The sequence below is a fragment of the Stakelama saccharophila genome, from assembly GCF_032229225.1.
GTDB classification, from domain to species: Bacteria; Pseudomonadota; Alphaproteobacteria; order Sphingomonadales; family Sphingomonadaceae; genus Sphingomonas; species Sphingomonas saccharophila.
This window is the reverse complement of record NZ_CP135076.1, coordinates 2,964,018-2,980,419: the sequence shown is the minus strand read 5'-3', so window position 1 is coordinate 2,980,419 and position 16,402 is coordinate 2,964,018. Positions and strand designations below refer to the sequence as shown.

Here is a 16,402-nt window from a genome sequence, read left to right as displayed (position 1 = left end):
GGGGAGACCGAATCCGTGGCCGCAATCCGAAATTTCGACCATCGCAAACATCTACCTAGCGTCTCGTTCATTGTCGTAGCCGCGATCGTCATTGCGGTCTTCGCGGCCGTGCTGATCTATACCGGCGTGTACAATATCGGCGCCGACGCCCCGCATACCCGCGCCGTCTATTCGCTGCTCGACACGGTCCGTGACCGGTCGATCGCGGTCCATGCGCGCGGAATCAAACCGCCCGCCAACCTCGCCAGCGCCGAACGCGTGTCGCGTGGCGCGGGGCTCTATGACGAAATGTGCACCGGCTGTCACTTGGGGCCGGGCATGGCGCCGACCGAACTGAGCCAGGGCTTATATCCTGAGGCGCCCGAGCTGGCAGAACATGCGCATCACTCGAATGCACAGAAATTCTGGATGATCAAGCACGGCGTCAAGCTGACGGCGATGCCGGCCTGGGGCAAGACGCATAGCGACGAGCTGATCTGGGACATGGTCGCGTTTGTCGATCGTCTGCCGAGCATGACCCCTGCACAGTATAAAGCGATCGTGGCCAATGCGCCGGCCGATCATGATGAAATGATGAAGGAAGACGAAGGCGCGAACACCAAACCGGCGGGCGAAGCGCATGGCGGGGATGGTCACGATCGTCAGCACTGAGCGGGACGCGATGGGGAACCGGTGCCGTGCGACCAAAGCAGGCAGTGGTGCGCTGGTGGGTTGGGATCGCCGCCGAATTGGTATGCGTGATCGCGGCAGGCCTGAGTTTCTTCCTATTGCCCTCCCCGTGGAGCGATATTTTCCTTGGCGGCTTTGTCGCGCTGGGGTGGTGGTCGACAGCAAAGCTCGGGGGTCGACGCAAATCGTGATCTCAAGCCCGTCTAGCTCGGCGTGAATTTTCGCACGATCATCCGGCGCATTGGTTGCTCGACATAATCGTGGCTCAATGCTGCAAGCGCAAGGATAATCGCCGTCAGGACGACCGCCCATACAAGCTTCGCGGTGTTCGCGGGATGGCTACCGGTCAGGCCCGATAGCTGAGGCCATAGAAGCTCGGCGGTCATCAGCACGGGGAAATTGAGCAGATAGAGAGCATAGGACATGGTGCCCAAGCGCTGTGCCGCACGCGTCCTCGCTATTGCTCCAATCGGCCCGGCGTCCGAGGCGCTGGCGTAGATCAGTGTCGCGAAAGCTGGGATGAGAAAAACATCATGAAAACCGGACAAGAAAATGGCTGCGATCAGGATCAGCGCGCCGCACTGGGTTAATCCCATCCACGGTCTAGCGCGCAGCGGTCGTCGCTCATGCGCCCGGTAGAGAACGACGCCAAGCGCGAAGCCGGCAAAGCAGCGAAGAAGCGCAAAGGGTGTCAGGATATCGAGCGAGGGCTTTGCGTGAAGGATCGCAAGGTAGATCGACACCGATGTGACACACAAAACTACGATGCTGCGCACCGGGGCACGCGCGAGCGCGAAGGCCAGAAGCGGGAAGATCAGATACACATGCATTTCCGCGCTGATCGACCAGGATGGAATGTTCCAGCTGAGCGCTGCCTTCGCGTCCCAGATCTGGAGAAGAGAAAGCTGTTCAAGAAAATGGCGAAAATCGAACGTCGTCAGCGGCTTCCAGAAGCGTCCGCCCCCCAGCAACGGTCCTAGAAACGAGGTGCCGATCATGAGCACCGCCAGATAGGTGAGCGCCAAAATGTGAAATGGAAGTATCCGTGCGATTCGGGCGACGGCAAAGGCGGTGACCGATGTCTTTGACGGTGACGCGAGAAAGCCTTGATAGGTAAGCGCAATGACGAATCCGCTCAGAATGAAGAACAGGTCCACCCAGGCATAGCCGCGTGCGATGACCGGTGCTGCGGATCCAAGCGGTATCCGGAATGCGCGTATGAGCTCGAAATGGTAGAAGAATACGAACAATGCAGCCATGCCGCGCAATGCGGTGTGCGAGTGGATGTACGGTTTGACGCCCGCAGCTTCGTGCACGACGGCGCCGGCATCGCTCAGGCCGATACCCCGATCTACGCTGTCACGGTGGCGACCGGTCGCTGTTTCTCGGGTCGGACCCGACATAATAGACATGAGAAACGGACCCCCGCATTCCTCTTTGTCTATGATACGTGTGTGCACCCCCGATCCCCTCGCCGAGATCCGGAATGAGGTTAGGAAATTGGAAGAGAATAACCTGCGCACCGAGTGCGTGATGCTTAATGTACGCTTGACCGCTGTCCACGACATGTTCCCGCGAACATCGGTTTGCCGGCACTCAGGATTTGCGAAGAATCCGAGCCTATCTCGTGACCTCGAAGTCGAGTTCGCCACGCATAGGGTGCCCGTCCGCCGCTTCCACCGCCCAGCGCAGCGCATAGGTTCCAGGCTTTAGCCGATTGCGAAGCTTCAAGGTCACCGTTCTCGTGGTCGGGTCGGTGGCGGCGACGAACGCCTTGATCGCCATTGGCGAATGGTTGTTCATTCCCGGCATACCGGTCATCACGATTTCCGCGCTGCCGCTGTCAGGCGTGATCGCGGCATCGAAGGTCAAGGTGACGACCGATACGCCGGTAGTGGTGGTTCCCTCTGCCGGTGTGGACTTCACCAATTTCGTATGCGCAAGTGCGGATTGCGAAGCCGCAAACGTCATGCTCAATAGCGCAAAACCCGCCCATTTTATTCCGGTCATCGCAGTATCTTCCTTCGGCAAGCAACTTGTTGGTGTTGGATCAGAACCACAGCCTGATGCCCGCCACGAAATTCGTGACGCTGGGATCGTCGCCGCGTGCCCGGGCGAAATCGGCGCTGTTGCCGACCCGCCATTCCTGCTCGACGCCGATATAGGGCGCGAACTCGCGGGCGATTTCGTAGCGCAGCCGCACGCCGATCTCGGCGGTGTCGATCCCGGCACCGACGCCGCGTTCGCGAATATCCTGCGCCGACAGGTTGATCTCGGCGCGCGGCTGCAACCGCAGGCGCTGCGTGATGCGCTGGTCGAGTTCGGCCTCGATACGCCCGCGCAGCTCGCCCTTGGTCGACAGGAACGCCGCAGCGTCGATTTCGAACATATAGGGCGCGAGACCCTGAACGCCGATCACCGCGTCGGTACGGTCGGGGCCGGCGAAATCATGGCGCACGCCGGTCTGGAGATCGAACCACGGCCCGATCGCATGGCTGTAGAGCGCCTGAACCTCGGCCTGTTCGTTCTCGCCGCCGAACGCGCCTTCGCCCTCGCTCTTGAACCACAGCTTGTCGACGTCGCCGCCATAATAGCCCTGGACGTCCCACAGATATCCGTCCTTGCCCTTGTGCGCGCGGTATTCGAGCCGATCGGCCATAAACCAGAAATATTTCTGAGCGCCCTGTTCGCGGCGAAGCGTCTCGCGCGACGGCGCCATCGCATCGGCGCCGTAGATCGCATCGGCCGCGGTCGGCGGACCCGATCCCGCCGCGGCGGGTGGCGGTGTTTCCGTCGTCGGTGCAACGGGCATGTCCATCGCGCCGTGATCCTGCATTTGCATGGGCGCGGACGACTGCGGTGCGACCGACGGCATGTCCATCGAAACCGGCGCGGCAGGAGCCTTTGCCTTCGCCGCCGGCGTCGTCTGCGTGCGGCGCTTTGCGGGCGGCATCGGTGCGGGCTTCGGCGCGGCCTTCTGCCCGGTCGCCGCCTTGGGCTTTGCCGGCATCGGCATGTCCATGTGCATATGCTGTGCAGCAGCGGGCGTCGCGGCGAACAGCAGCGGAAGGAGGAGCAAGGCGCGCGTCATGCCCGCTCTCCCGGTGCGGCGACCGAGACGACCTGAAACATGCCCGCATGCATGTGGTAGAGCAGATGGCAGTGAAACGCCCAGTCGCCATATTCGTTGGCGGTCAGGTCGAACTGCGCGCTGCCGCCGGGCTGTACGATCACCGTGTGCTTGCGCGGCTGGTGCAGATGTCCGGCACCGTTCACCAGCTCGAAGAAATGGCCGTGCAGGTGAATCGGATGCGCCATCATCGTGTCGTTGACGAGCTTCACGCGGACGCGTTCGTCGTTCGCGAAGCGGATCGGATGATCGCTGACGGCGGAGAATTTTTCGCCGTCGAACGACCACATATAGCGTTCCATGTTGCCGGTCAGATGGATCTCCATGAAGCGCGACGGCACGCGGTCGTCGGCGCCGGGTTCGAGCGCGACGAGCTGCCTGTAATCGAGCACGCGGTGATCGACGTTATCGAGCCCGAGGCCGGGATCGCCCATCCGGTCGATCGGATTCATCGCGACCATGTCGATGCCGGGCCCGACTTTGACGTCGGGCGGCAGCAGCGATGTGTCACGCATCGACATGCCCGACATCGACATGCCCCCGCCGCCCTGCGACGCGCCCATCGCCATACCGCTCGTGCCGGCCATGTCGCCATGGTCCGTCTGACCGGCATGGCCCATCGCGCCGTGATCCATTCCGGTCATGTCCGAAGAGGCGCCATCGCCCATCTTCATGCCGTCCATACCGCCCATGCCGCTCATGCCCATATCGGCCATCGTCAGGAGCGGCGGATCGCGAAGCGCCGGTACCGCCGCGCGCGCGCCGGGAGCCGAAGCGAGCGTGGCGACCGCCATGCCCGATCGGTCCATCGCTTCGCCGACGATCGTATAGGCGGGCGCCGAACCGGGTTCGACGACCACGTCATAGGTCTCGGCAACGCCGATCTGCAGCTCGTCCACCTCGACGGGCCGCACATTCTGTCCATCGGCGGCGACCACCGTCATCGGCAGGCCGGGAAGCCTGACGTTGAAGAACGTCATCGCCGAGCCGTTGATGATCCGGATTCGCACGCGCTCGCCGGGCCGGAACGCGAATTCCATCCCTTCGGTCGGGCCGTGTCCGTTGGCGAGATAGGTGTAGGTGGATCCCGTCACGTCAAGGATGTCGGTCGCCATCATCCGCATCTTCGCCCACATGCGGCGGTCCTTGCCCGATAGCGGATAATCGTCGGTCCAGCTCGTCTGCTGGTAGTTGAAATAATCCTCGCCCTTTTTGAGCTTGGCCATGATCGCATGCGGATCGAGCGAAGAGAATTCGCTCAACAGGAGAACATAATCGCGGTCCGCTTGGACTGGATCGGGACTAGCGGGATCGACTACGATGGGTCCGTAATGGCCCGACTGTTCCTGCAGGCCCGCATGGCTGTGCCACCAATAGGTGCCCGACTGCCGGACCGGAAAGACCGCGCTGAATGTGCCGCCTGCGGGAATGCCGGGAAAGCTCACGCCGGGCACGCCGTCCATCTGGAACGGCACCAGCAGGCCATGCCAGTGAATTGAGGTATCGACGTCGAGGTCATTATGGATGTTGAGTGTCACCGGATCACCTTCGCGCAACCGAATGAGCGGTCCGGGAACACTGCCATTGACTGCGATGCCGCGTCCGGCGCGGCCCTCTACGCGGCGCGGGCCTCGGCCAACGCGAAGTTCGATGGTCTCGCCGCTCACCTCGTCGAAACCCTGACGGATCAGCGGCTGCGACAGGTCACCCCCGCGCGCCCAAGCTGGACACGAAAGCAAGGCGCTGCCGGCGAGTGCCGATGCGCGAAGGAAATCTCGCCGGCCAAACGGCGTCTGGAATGTCTCGGTGCTCATATCGCCTACTACGCGAGCTCGGTGTGACAACCCTCAAACATTTTGTGCGCCGCCGCGAAGCCGGGCACGCGCCCGGTAAATGCGCGTCTCCACCGCCTTTTCCGAAATGCCGAGAATAGCAGCTGCCTCGCCTTGCGAATAACCCTCGTGAGCCACAAGGATCAATGGCTCGCGAAGGGACGTAGGGAGGCGCGCGATCTGCGCCTGTACACGGCGGAGCTCGTCGCGCCGCTCGATCGACTCGACGGGATCCTCGGGATCGGGACGATCATGTTCGTTCGCCGGATCGAGCCGATCGAATGGGTTTTCGGTGAAGAAGCGCCAATGCCGACGCCGCAGGAGATCGCGGCACTTGTTCAGGGTTACGCGTGCCAGCCAGGGAGCTAGTGCGCGCGTTTCGTCGAAACGGTCGAGCTTCAGCCACGCCTGCGCAAGCGCTTCCTGCGCGGCGTCCTCGGCTTCAGCGCGATTGCCCATCGTCGCTTGAGCGATGGCCAACAAGCGCGGCGCATGGCGCGCGATCAGGCGGTCATAGGCAGCGCGGTCACCGGCCCTCGCGCGTCGAACAAGCTCCTGCTCTTGTGCTTCCGTCTCGCCGCCCCCGGGGGTCATTCCGGCTGGCTGGTGAGCGATTGCGTGACCCGGGCATCGAACCGCTCGCGCTGCGCCGGCGTAAGGATCGCGCGCATCGCGAACAGGTGATCGATCGTGGCGTCCTGGAGCGCGCCCATACGGGCATGGACGATTTCCACGGCCGCTTTCACTCGCGGGCCGTTGCGCCCTTCGATCTCGATCGCACGGGCGAGATCGACATTGGCCTGCTGCAATTGCAGATCGAGCGCGCGCTGCCGCGCGCCGAACCGTGCCTCGAGCGTTTCGAGCGCGGCCTCTTGGTCGGGCGATAGCCGCAACCGCTCATGGACAAAACTGTGGAGACCGGTCGCTGTGCTGTGAGTCGGCGCCCACCGATCGACCGCGAGCGCGCCGAGTGCGCCGAGTGCCACGGCGAGAAGCACGAGTAGGACGAGGCCAATGCGCCGCACCTTCAGCCTTCCAGATCGAGTAGCGCAGCGGGGGCATGGTCGGTTACCCAGATAGCACTGGGGTGTGCCCGGGCGGGATCGCTTCCGGCGATGCCCATCCCAGAAACCGTCGCGATGGCGAGGAACAGCGCGCTCAACGCCGTTTGGCGCAACCGTCTTTGTCGTTCGGTAATCGTGCCGATCCGCTGCCATACCCCACTTATGAATGCTGCATCGAGGGGCGCTGCAACGTCGGATTGCATTGGCTTCATTGTCATCACTTCCTGCTTTCACCTCTAATACGTATTGTCCAACCGGTTCCCCTCGCGGGCCGAGGGATAAGACACCTGGCGAGCGTAAGCGCAGGTGGAAACCTGGGGAATCTGCATTCGCATGGCCGAAACATGCTGAGCACTATCATTCTGACATTCGCGATTTTCGCGATAGTTTGCGCTGTACATATCGGGGGGATTGCCGGAACGGCACGCCATATCAGGCGCATCTCCGGTCATGGTCGGAGGACGGCGTGCTTACTGCCGTTGTTGCTCGCATTGCATCTGGCCGGCGCGGCGTTGTTCGCCATAGGGTTTTATTTTGGGGGGCTTTTGGGCCTCGGCGCGCTATCTGGATCCTCGCCACCGGATGCGATGGATCAATTCTACTTCTCGCTGATCAACATGACGACGCTTGGTCTCGGCGACGTATACCCGGTGGGCCATTTACGGTTTCTGGCTGGCGTCGAATCGCTGACGGGGTTTCTACTTCTCAGTTGCTCGGCGTCCTATGTCTTTCAGTCGATGCATCACGGTGTTGAGGAGAGGTGAGAAGTTGATCGGGTCATCGAGGGCCGAAGAGATCACCCGCTCCGGACAATATTTTCGTCCAGATATTCGCACTGTGCTTCGGTAGCATTCCGGTTCGGAGGTTGTCGCGATGGGTAGCGGATTTCTTCGCCAGATTGTACCCTTGGGGATCGCGCTCACTATTCCCGGTGTCGTCGCTTGGCATTGCAGATCAGTGGAAACAGCTTTTTTGACGCTAGGTTTGGCGACGCTCCTAAATACTGTCGCCTTGGGCATTGCCTGGGTTTCTATTCGCCTCTTCAGCCAGAACATTGGAGCGAGTTGGCAGCGCCTGCTCGGGTCTGCTCTACCGTTCGATCTTCCGCTCATCTGCTCTATCGCAAGCGGCATCGGGATTTGGAATGCCTGCTGACGGTGGTTCTTGGCTTAGCATATTTGACGGCGGCCAAACCCAAGCAGGCTGTCAGGCCCTAACGACGAACTGGCCCATCATGCCCGCATCCTCGTGCTCGAGGATATGGCAATGATACATATAGGGCAGATCGCGATCGGTGTATTCCTCGAACCGCACCAGGATGCGCACGCGCTCGCGGGGGCGAACGACGACGACATCCTTGAGCCCCAGTTCGGCGGCCGATGCGGGCCGGCCGTCGCGATCGAGGACACGGAACTGCACATTGTGGACGTGGAAGGGGTGCGCCATCATCGACGCGTTCTCGATTTCCCAGATTTCATCGGTTCCGACCGTTACCGCTTCGTCGATCCGCTGCATGTCCATCGACCGTCCGTTGATCGTGAAGCCGCCGCCGCGCATCATTCCCATCGGCATGTCGAGCACGAAACGCCGCTTCCGCACCGCCTTGCTCGCATCCGGAGGTGCGAGATCGACGAGACGACGCGGCAGCGGACCCCAGCGTCTCCTCGCTTCGCCCGGGCGGATGTCGAGCGCGACGAAGCGCTCGCCGCGGTCCGCGCCGCGCGCCATCATTCCCCCGCGCATCATTGTACGCCGGGCATCGGCGGCCAGGAGCTTGACCGCTAAACCGTCCTGAAGATCGACGATGATCTGAGCGCGTTCGGCAGGGGCCAGGATCACATGGTCGGTTCGCAAGGCGGCGGCGAGCAGCCCGCCATCGGTGCCGATCAGGTGGAATGACCGGCCATCGCTGAACGACAGGCGATAGAAGCGCGCGTTCGAACCGTTGAGAAGGCGAAGACGCAACCGGTCCGAGCCGGCATCGAATGTCCGGCCGATGCCGCCGTTCACGAGTAGCGTATCGCCGGTGACGCCCATCATCCTGTTCATCATCGACGGCGAATAGATCAGCTCCCCAGCGCTGCCGAACGACCGGTCCTGCAGGATGAGGGGAACGTCGTCGACGCCGTACTCGCCTGGAAGCGCGAGGCGCTCGCTTTCGCGGTCGCGAACGTAAATCGCACCCGCCAGCCCGTGATAGACCTGCGGTCCCGCTCGGCGGTGCATATGCGAATGATACCAGAACATCGCGCCGCGTTCGCGTATTTCAAACGATGGCGACCACGTCTCGCCCGGTGCGATCGGCTGATGCGGTCCGCCGTCCGCTGCCGCCGGCAGGTTGAAGCCATGCCAGTGCAGCGTCGCCGGCTCGTCGAGCGCGTTGACCACGGACATGCGAACCCGCTCGCCCGCATGCATTTCCAGCGTGGGACCGAGATAGGCGCTGTTGATGCCGATGGTTGGCGTCGTCCGCCTCTCGATAAATTCGCTGACGCCCTTTTGCAGCCGTAGCGAGAATTGGCGCGCGCCGCCGGCTTGAACTCCCGGGAGCAGCGGTGGAATGTTGAGCGGTTTACGGTCGCCGGTGCCGCCCGACACTGCCGTTCGAGACTCGTCGAACAGACCGGGCAGCGTGACGCCGGCGACGATCATGCCCCCGCCCAGCGCCGCTCCCGCGACCAGTTGCCTTCGGCCAATCATGCTGTTCCTTTCGTGGCTTGGGATCGGCAATCCGGCACGCAACCGGTGGCGTCATCCGGATCGCAGATATTTGACGAGCGCCAGCAGGCTGAGGACGAGCCATGCAAGAATGAGGATCCAGACGATGCCCATTCCCACCATCATGCCGGTCGGCATGTCACTCGCGCAGTTCATCATGGTGTTTCTCCTTGTTCTTTCTTGGCTGACCGGCGGCGCAACAGCAGATAGCCGGCGGGAATAACCAGCATTGAGATCAGCGGTGCGGTGAACATGCCGCCGATCATGGGCGCCGCGATGCGGCGCATCACTTCCGACCCTGTTCCCGCGCTTATCAGGATCGGCAGCAGGCCCGTCAAAATCACCGCGACGGTCATTGCCTTGGGCCGCACCCGCAGCAGCGCCCCTTCGCGTACCGCGGTCGTAATTTCGGCAATGCTCGGATTGGGGCCACGGTCGGCGAGCGCCTGCTTGAGATAGACAAGCATCACCACGCCGAACTCGGCCGCGACGCCGGCAAGCGCTATGAAACCGACCGCGGTCGCGACCGACTGGTTGTAGCCGAGCAGATAGAGCAGCCACAGCCCGCCGGTCAGCGCGAACGGCAGCGTCGCCATGACGAGCAGCGCCTCGTCGAACCGCTTGAAGATCAGATAGAGCAGGACGAAGATGATGAGCAGCGTCGCCGGAACGACGATCATCATCCGCTGCTCGGCGCGCTTCAGATATTCGAACTGGCCGGTGTAGGACACGCTGACGCCCGGCGGCAGCTTCACCTGGCTACGAACCGCGTCCTGAAGATCCTCGACGACCGAGGCGATGTCGCGCCCGCGGCTGTCGATATAGATCCAGGTCGATGGCCTGCCATTCTCGCTCCGGAGCATCGGCGGCCCCGAACTTACCGTCACATCGGCGACGCTGCCGAGCGTGATTTGCTGTCGCGACGGAGTGAGGATCGGCAGCGCGCGCAGCTCTTCCAGGCTGTCGCGAATTTCGCGCGGATAGCGCACGCTGATCGGATAGCGGGCCAGCCCTTCGACCGTCTCGCCGATCGTCTGCCCGCCGATCGCGCTCGCGACGATCGATTGCACGTCGGAGATGTTAAGCCCGTAACGGCCGGCCCGCGCCCGGTCGATATCGACATCGATATAATGTCCGCCGGACAGCCGATCGGCGAGCGCCGAGGTGACGCCGGGGACCGATTTCGCGACGCCTTCGATCTTTTGCGCGACGCCGTCGATCGTCGACAGCTCGGCGCCCGAGACCTTGACCCCGATCGGGCTCTTGATGCCGGTCGACAGCATCTCAATCCGATTGCGGATCGGCGGGATCCAGAAGTTGGCGATGCCGGGAACCTTCACCGCCGCGTCGAGTGCGTCGACGAGCTTGTCAGGCGTCATGCCTTCGCGCCACTGATCGCGTGGTTTGAAATGAACGACGCTTTCGAACATCGTCAGCGGCGCGGGATCGGTCGCGGTATCGGCGCGCCCCGCCTTGCCGAAGACGGTTTCCACTTCGGGAACGGTCTTGATCATCCGGTCGGTCTGCTGGAGCAGCTCGGCCGCCTTGGCGGGCGAAACCCCCGGCAGCGTCGACGGCATGTAGAGCAGATCGCCCTCGTCCATCTGCGGCAGGAATTCGCCGCCGAGCTGACTGATGGGCCACAGGCTCGAGGCGAAGACGAGACCCGCGATCAGGATCGTCGTCTTCGGGCGGACCATGACCCAGTCGATCGCGGGACGGTAAATCCGCGTCAGCCAGCGATTGATCGGATTGGCCTGCTCTTCCGGTATCCGCCCGCGGATCAGATATCCCATCAGGATCGGAATGAGCGTGACCGACAGGATCGCCGCGCCCGCCATCGCATAGGTCTTGGTGAACGCAAGCGGCGCGAACAGCCGTCCTTCCTGTCCCTGCAGCGTGAATACCGGCACGAACGACAGGGCGATGATGAGCAGGCTGAGGAACAGCGCCGGCGCGACCTCGACGGCGGACGCCGTGACGAGACGCCAGCGCGCCTCGCCCCTCAGCGTATCGTCGGGGTGAAGGTGGTTCCACCGCTCGATATGCTTGTGCGCGTTCTCGATCATCACGATCGCGGCGTCGGTCATCGCGCCCACCGCGATGGCGATGCCGCCGAGCGACATGATGTTCGCGTTGACGCCCTGGATGCGCATGACGATCAGTGCGATCAGCACGCCGAGCGGCAAGGTGAGGATCGCGACCAGCGCCGAGCGCGCGTGCCACAGGAACAGCGCGCAGACGAGCGCGACGACGATGAATTCCTCGAACAGTTTTTCCTTGAGGTTGTCGACGCCGCGATCGATCAGCGACGACCGGTCATAGGTCGGCACAATCTCAACGCCGGGCGGGAGGCTCTTCTTGAGGTCGTCGAGCTTGGCCTTGACGTTGGTGATCGCCTGCCGCGCGTTCTTGCCCGACCGCAGCACGATGATGCCGCCCGCGACCTCACCTTGGCCGTTCAGTTCGGCGACGCCGCGCCGGATAGCGGGGCCGGTCTGGATCGTGGCGACGTCGCCGAGCGTGATCGGAATGCCGCCCGACACCGTGTCGACGGGGATCGCCCGGAAATCATCGAGATTTTCGAGATAGCCGCTGGCGCGCACGATATATTCGCTTTCCGCCATCTCGACGACCGAGCCGCCCTTTTCCTGGTTGGCGTTGCGAACGGCGCTGATCACGGCATCCTGGGTGATGCCGTAGGAGGCCATGCGTTCGGGATCGAGCACGATCTGATACTGGCGCACCATCCCGCCGATGCTTGCCACCTCGGCGACGTCGGGGACGGTCTTGAGCTCGTAGCGCAGGAACCAGTCCTGGATGCTCCTCAGCTGCGCGAGGTCGTGCTGCCCGGTCCTGTCAACCAGCGCATATTCATAGATCCAGCCGACGCCGGTCGCATCGGGTCCGAGCGATGCCTTGGCGCCCTCGGGCAGCTGGCTTTGCACCTGGCTGAGATATTCGAGGACGCGCGAGCGCGCCCAATAGAGATCGGTGCCGTCGTCGAACAGAATGTAGACATAGCTGTCGCCATTGAACGAATAGCCGCGCACCGATCGTGCGCCCGGCACCGACAGCATCGTCGTCGCGAGCGGATAGGTGACCTGGTCCTCGACGAGCTGCGGCGCCTGTCCCGGATAGCTCGTGCGGATGATGACCTGCACGTCGGACAGATCGGGAAGCGCGTCGACAGGCGTGGTTTTCGTTGCCCAGATGCCGACTGCGAGCAAAGCTCCAACCAGCAGCAGGACGAGGAAGCGCCCGCGGACGCAGGCACGGACGAGCGACCCGATCATTGGCCGCCTCCCGCGCGCGCGATGCTCGTCACGGTTTGCGAGCGGCCCTGTTTGCGGAAGTGGAAGGTGATGCGGTCCCCCGTCTTGAATCCCCGCGCCAGTTCAGGTTTGGCGAGCGCGAAGGTCATCGTCATCGCCGGCCATTGCAGTGCCGGCACCGGCTCGTGCGAGATGGTGATCGCGTTGGGCTTGATGGCTTCGATCTTGCCGGTGGCGGAATGGTCCGCGCTGGCGTCTTGCGCCTTTTTCGCGCTATCGGCGGGCGCCGGGCGCGACGCGTCGAGCGGTCGGACCTGAAGGTTCGAGAGGCTGGCTTCGGAATCGACGAGGAACTGGCCCGAGGCGACGACCTTCTCGCCGGCGGCGAGACCGTCGAGGATTTCGGTCTGGCCTCCGCCCTCGCGGCCCAGCTTCACCTCGGCCGGCTGGAAGCGGCCATTGCCCGTCGCCAGCATCACGATGTCGCGCTTTCCGGTGCGGATCACCGCTTCGCTCGGAACGAGGAGATGCGGTTCGCCGCTTTGGCCGAGATGCACGGTCGCGAACATGCCGGGTTTCAGGCGGCCGCCGCGATTGGCAAGCTCGATGCGCACGGTCAGCGTGCGGCTGGCCTCGGCGGCGGTCGGCAGAACCGCGATGACGCGGCCGGTGAAGCGTTCGCCGGGATAGCTCGCGACATCGGCGGCGGCGGTTTCGCCGACCCTGATCTGCCCGGCCTGCGCCTCGGGAACGGCGGCATTGAGCCATACCGTCCCCAGCCCGTTGACTTGCGCCAGCGTCTGACCGGCGGCGAGCGTCATGCCCGAGCGCACGTCGAGCGTCTGGATGACGCCGCTGACAGGAGTCGAGATCGTCACCACATTCTGTTCGCGCCCGGTCCGGTCGACGCGCGCGATCAGGCCCTCCGGCATCCCGAGCAGTTTCAGCCGCTCGCGCGCCGCCGCGGCGAGGCTCTGATTGCCCGCACGCCGGAGCGCGAGATATTCCGCCTGCGCACCGCCCCATTCGGGCACCAGGAGGTCGGCGATCGGAGCGCCGCGCCGGACCAGGTCGCTCGGCGCCCGACCATAGGTGCGCTGGACGAATCCGCCGGACCGTGCCTGAATGACCGCGACGTCGCGCTGGTTGAAATCGATCGTGCCGGTGACATCGATGCTCGACCGCAGCGTGCCCATCTGTGCGGTCGCGGTGCGGATGCCGAGATTTTGCATGACGCGCGGATCGATCTTGACGCCGGGCGCCGAATTGCCGTCCTCGTCGGCATATTTGGGGATGGTCTTCATGCCCATCGACGACAGCGTGTCAGGATTGTCGTAATGCTCGGTCGGCACCATCGGATCGTACCAATAGAGGATCTTGCGGCCGTCCTTGGCCGCCGCGCCCGACGGCGCGGCGCTTGTCTGTTCGGCCAAAAAATAGCCGCCGGCGCCGGCGGCCAGCGAGGCGACGCCGATTGCCGCGGCAATCCGCAGCTTCAGAGATTTGTCGAGGGTCACTTGGCGTCTCCGGTATAGGCGAACAGGATTTGGACGGCGGCGCGCTTGAGCGCCGCTTCGCGTTCGAGAAGGTCGATTTCGGCGTCGGCTAACGCGATCGTCTGGTTGAGTGCGGCGCCCAGATCGAGCCGGCCGGCGGCGTAGCTTTCCTGCGCGACGACGGCGCGCTTCTTCGACAGGGGCACCAGCTGGTCGCGCGCGCGATCATATTGTTCGCGCCGCATGCGATAGTCGGCGAGATCGGTGCTCAACGCGGCACGGGCCTGACGCTCGGCATCGATCCGTTCGAGCCGCGCCGCCTGTTCATCGCCGAGCCGTGCGTCGATCACGGGATCCTGCCGCTTGCCGGCGAAGAGCGGAAGGTCGATCGAAACGCCGATCGACACGAAATTGCCGAACTGCGGCTGGCGATGCGCGAACGACGCCTTCAGCGCCCAGTCGGGATGCTTCTCGGCGCGGGCGAGGCGGACATCGGCTTGCGCCTGACCGATGGCGGCATCGCGCACGCGGAGTTTGGGAAGCGTATCGATCCGCGCAGCCAGCGCTGTCGAGTCGATCTCCGTGGCAGGCGGCGGGCCGGCGACCTGGGGCGCGGCGATACCGGTCCAGCGGCGCAGTTCGGCGCGCGCCTTAGAGATCGCCGCCTCGCGCTCGCTCCGGCGGTCGGCAAGTTTGGCGGCAAGAATGTCGGGATCGAACGCCTCGGCGCCGGTGGCGCTGCCCGAGGCGAGCCGCGCGCCCATCGTCTTTTGCAGGTCGCCGATATCGCTCTCCAGTTTCGCGAGGATGTCGAGGCGCTTTTGAGCGAAATAGAGATCGACCCAGGCCAGCGCCGCGCCGAGCCTGGCCTCGCGAACCGCGACCGCCTCGCGCGCGTCGGCGGCGGTGATGTCCGCCGCCGCCCGGTCGGCGCGAGCATGGCGCTTCTTGAGATTGGGAAATTCCTGACGGACACCGATGGTTTGCCGGACGTAGCCGTTGGGCGTCACCGGCGGAGCCTGCGTCAACCGGAAGTCGTTGAAATCGAGATCGATCGTCGGATCGGGGAGCTGATCGGCGGCAACGGCGGAACGTCGCGCCGCCGCGGCTTGCTCCGAACGTGCCTCGACCGACGGTGCGTCGCCTTCGGCGCGTTCGACCGCCTGTCCGAACGTCAACGATTGCGCTGATGCGGGTGTGGCTTGCACGATCGCCGCCATCCCAACGGTGATCGCCAGGCGCGCGGCGGCGCCTTGCATAGAGTTCTTCATTCGTGAGCCTTCGTGTCGCCGCGTACCAAGCGGGTACGGGCACGTCGCGAATCTGCCGCGCTCGCGGTGATGTCGCGGGAAGAGGCGCACGCCGCGGCGACGCAAAGGCCCCCATGTAACCGGGCAGCCGAGACGTCCGCCGCGTGGTCGCGGCGCCGTTGCCTAAAGGATCAGATAGATGGGCGCGGAGGCGCGAGTGGGGGTGCGACCGTCAAGCCGGTCAAGCGCGCGGAGGACGGGGCGAACGCAATGTCGTCCGACAGTGCAACGCGACGCGCGATCGCCGGGTCGGCCGATGGCGCCATGACGCCGCTGCACCCGGCCATGCTGACAAGACAGGTCGCGAAATTGCAGCCTTGCTTGTCCGAGCCGCTCTTGTTGGTGTCGTTCATCATCCGCATGCAGTCGGCGGAAGACGACGTACTCGCAGTCACGGTCGCATCGGTTGAACGGGCGTGCGCCAAGCCCTGCCCGCTCACGGTCAGTGCAAGCAGCGATAACAGGATCGAGTAGAGCACGGTTCGCAACACGCGCGATCCCTTCCATGCATCTGGCCGAATTGTCAACACCGAAAGCATCAGTGGCGGAATGTGGTGGCCTGCGAAAGGGACCAAATCTCTGACGGGTACTTTGCGTAGTAGTGTTTTCGCTTCTGCGGTGCAGTTGCTGAATTTCAAGTATTCGACTAAAGTTTACCCGAATAATACTTGTGGTAAATGCTTCCAACAGATCACAGTTATGCCGCCTCGGATTTGCCGAGCGGGGTTCGCCCGTGACGAGATCCGATCAATGGCAAACCCTGTCTAACCACGCTAATGGCGACAATCGGCGTCCTGCTCGGACGCAAGGCCGATGAGTATATGGGGAAAAGCGCGGAGGTGCTGGGCCGCGTGGCGCTGATCGTGATCGACGTATCGATGCTCCATCAACACATATGGGCCTAGCGG

At 63.6% G+C, this 16,402-nt stretch carries 16 protein-coding genes; 4 read left to right on the top strand and 12 right to left on the bottom strand.

Annotation, left to right across the window (positions count from 1 at the left end; all coding sequences use genetic code 11):
- Positions 1-15 precede the first annotated feature (15 nt).
- A complete protein-coding gene (locus RPR59_RS13915; RefSeq protein WP_313915041.1) occupies positions 16-651 on the top strand; it encodes a c-type cytochrome in 636 nt (211 codons plus the stop codon).
- Between the two features lie 221 nt (positions 652-872).
- Here the strand turns inward: RPR59_RS13915 and RPR59_RS13910 are convergent, their stop codons facing one another.
- The 7 genes from RPR59_RS13910 to RPR59_RS13880 all read right to left on the bottom strand — a co-directional run bounded on the left by RPR59_RS13910 (position 873) and on the right by RPR59_RS13880 (position 6,913).
- Positions 873-2,081 carry an acyltransferase family protein gene (locus RPR59_RS13910; protein ID WP_162848765.1) on the bottom strand — a complete coding sequence of 403 codons (1,209 nt, stop codon included), beginning with the start codon at positions 2,079-2,081 and terminating at the stop codon, positions 873-875.
- A gap of 208 nt (positions 2,082-2,289) precedes the next feature.
- Positions 2,290-2,679 (bottom strand): copper resistance protein CopC, encoded by a 390-nt coding sequence (locus RPR59_RS13905; protein ID WP_188656368.1) that lies wholly within the window; start codon positions 2,677-2,679, stop codon positions 2,290-2,292.
- Positions 2,680-2,719: 40 nt separating this feature from the next.
- Positions 2,720-3,760 carry a copper resistance protein B gene (locus RPR59_RS13900; RefSeq protein WP_133494297.1) on the bottom strand — a complete coding sequence of 347 codons (1,041 nt, stop codon included), beginning with the start codon at positions 3,758-3,760 and terminating at the stop codon, positions 2,720-2,722.
- Complete coding sequence (locus RPR59_RS13895) at positions 3,757-5,613, bottom strand: copper resistance system multicopper oxidase (protein WP_133494296.1); 1,857 nt, start codon at positions 5,611-5,613, stop codon at positions 3,757-3,759. The genes RPR59_RS13900 and RPR59_RS13895 overlap by 4 nt, the downstream gene beginning before the upstream one ends.
- 33 nt (positions 5,614-5,646) lie before the next feature.
- Entirely contained in the window at positions 5,647-6,225 is a 579-nt protein-coding gene (locus tag RPR59_RS13890; RefSeq protein ID WP_133494295.1) for an RNA polymerase sigma factor, read from the bottom strand.
- Complete coding sequence (locus RPR59_RS13885; RefSeq protein ID WP_313915032.1) at positions 6,222-6,656, bottom strand: periplasmic heavy metal sensor; 435 nt, start codon at positions 6,654-6,656, stop codon at positions 6,222-6,224. Before RPR59_RS13885 ends, RPR59_RS13890 begins: the two co-directional genes overlap by 4 nt.
- A 2-nt stretch (positions 6,657-6,658) precedes the next feature.
- Complete coding sequence (locus RPR59_RS13880) at positions 6,659-6,913, bottom strand: hypothetical protein (protein WP_133494293.1); 255 nt, start codon at positions 6,911-6,913, stop codon at positions 6,659-6,661.
- A 126-nt stretch (positions 6,914-7,039) separates the two neighbouring features.
- On the opposite strand from RPR59_RS13880, the gene RPR59_RS13875 reads away from it, so the two are divergent.
- Entirely contained in the window at positions 7,040-7,459 is a 420-nt protein-coding gene (locus tag RPR59_RS13875) for a potassium channel family protein (protein WP_133494292.1), read from the top strand.
- 442 nt (positions 7,460-7,901) lie between these two features.
- On the opposite strand, the gene RPR59_RS13870 is transcribed toward RPR59_RS13875, so the two are convergent.
- Genes RPR59_RS13870 through RPR59_RS13850 form a run of 5 tightly spaced genes read right to left on the bottom strand, consistent with a single transcriptional unit; the run spans position 7,902 to position 15,455 of the window.
- Entirely contained in the window at positions 7,902-9,395 is a 1,494-nt protein-coding gene (locus tag RPR59_RS13870) for a multicopper oxidase family protein (protein WP_313915029.1), read from the bottom strand.
- A gap of 51 nt (positions 9,396-9,446) precedes the next feature.
- A complete protein-coding gene (locus RPR59_RS13865; RefSeq protein WP_268237628.1) occupies positions 9,447-9,572 on the bottom strand; it encodes a hypothetical protein in 126 nt (41 codons plus the stop codon).
- Entirely contained in the window at positions 9,569-12,709 is a 3,141-nt protein-coding gene (locus RPR59_RS13860; protein WP_133494291.1) for an efflux RND transporter permease subunit, read from the bottom strand. Before RPR59_RS13860 ends, RPR59_RS13865 begins: the two co-directional genes overlap by 4 nt.
- Positions 12,706-14,205 carry an efflux RND transporter periplasmic adaptor subunit gene (locus RPR59_RS13855; protein ID WP_313915023.1) on the bottom strand — a complete coding sequence of 500 codons (1,500 nt, stop codon included), beginning with the start codon at positions 14,203-14,205 and terminating at the stop codon, positions 12,706-12,708. Before RPR59_RS13855 ends, RPR59_RS13860 begins: the two co-directional genes overlap by 4 nt.
- The gene (locus RPR59_RS13850; RefSeq protein WP_313915022.1) at positions 14,202-15,455 is read right to left on the bottom strand and encodes a TolC family protein; all 1,254 of its coding nucleotides are present in this window, start codon (positions 15,453-15,455) and stop codon (positions 14,202-14,204) included. The genes RPR59_RS13855 and RPR59_RS13850 overlap by 4 nt, the downstream gene beginning before the upstream one ends.
- A gap of 249 nt (positions 15,456-15,704) precedes the next feature.
- On the opposite strand from RPR59_RS13850, the gene RPR59_RS13845 reads away from it, so the two are divergent.
- The gene (locus tag RPR59_RS13845; protein ID WP_133494288.1) at positions 15,705-15,968 is read left to right on the top strand and encodes a hypothetical protein; all 264 of its coding nucleotides are present in this window, start codon (positions 15,705-15,707) and stop codon (positions 15,966-15,968) included.
- A gap of 302 nt (positions 15,969-16,270) precedes the next feature.
- A complete protein-coding gene (locus RPR59_RS13840) occupies positions 16,271-16,399 on the top strand; it encodes a manganese efflux pump (RefSeq protein ID WP_133494287.1) in 129 nt (42 codons plus the stop codon).
- Positions 16,400-16,402: the final 3 nt, after the last annotated feature.

Coding starts and splice junctions, on each gene's coding strand:
- RPR59_RS13875 (WP_133494292.1), top strand. CDS start 7,040: ATGCTGAGCACTATCATTCTGACATTCGCGATTTTCGCGATAGTTTGC.
- RPR59_RS13900 (WP_133494297.1), bottom strand. CDS start 3,760: ATGACGCGCGCCTTGCTCCTCCTTCCGCTGCTGTTCGCCGCGACGCCC.
- RPR59_RS13840 (WP_133494287.1), top strand. CDS start 16,271: ATGGCGACAATCGGCGTCCTGCTCGGACGCAAGGCCGATGAGTATATG.
- RPR59_RS13860 (WP_133494291.1), bottom strand. CDS start 12,709: ATGATCGGGTCGCTCGTCCGTGCCTGCGTCCGCGGGCGCTTCCTCGTC.
- RPR59_RS13910 (WP_162848765.1), bottom strand. CDS start 2,081: ATGTCTATTATGTCGGGTCCGACCCGAGAAACAGCGACCGGTCGCCAC.
- RPR59_RS13845 (WP_133494288.1), top strand. CDS start 15,705: ATGTCGTCCGACAGTGCAACGCGACGCGCGATCGCCGGGTCGGCCGAT.
- RPR59_RS13865 (WP_268237628.1), bottom strand. CDS start 9,572: ATGATGAACTGCGCGAGTGACATGCCGACCGGCATGATGGTGGGAATG.
- RPR59_RS13905 (WP_188656368.1), bottom strand. CDS start 2,679: ATGACCGGAATAAAATGGGCGGGTTTTGCGCTATTGAGCATGACGTTT.
- RPR59_RS13890 (WP_133494295.1), bottom strand. CDS start 6,225: ATGACCCCCGGGGGCGGCGAGACGGAAGCACAAGAGCAGGAGCTTGTT.
- RPR59_RS13850 (WP_313915022.1), bottom strand. CDS start 15,455: ATGAAGAACTCTATGCAAGGCGCCGCCGCGCGCCTGGCGATCACCGTT.
- RPR59_RS13895 (WP_133494296.1), bottom strand. CDS start 5,613: ATGAGCACCGAGACATTCCAGACGCCGTTTGGCCGGCGAGATTTCCTT.
- RPR59_RS13880 (WP_133494293.1), bottom strand. CDS start 6,913: ATGACAATGAAGCCAATGCAATCCGACGTTGCAGCGCCCCTCGATGCA.
- RPR59_RS13870 (WP_313915029.1), bottom strand. CDS start 9,395: ATGATTGGCCGAAGGCAACTGGTCGCGGGAGCGGCGCTGGGCGGGGGC.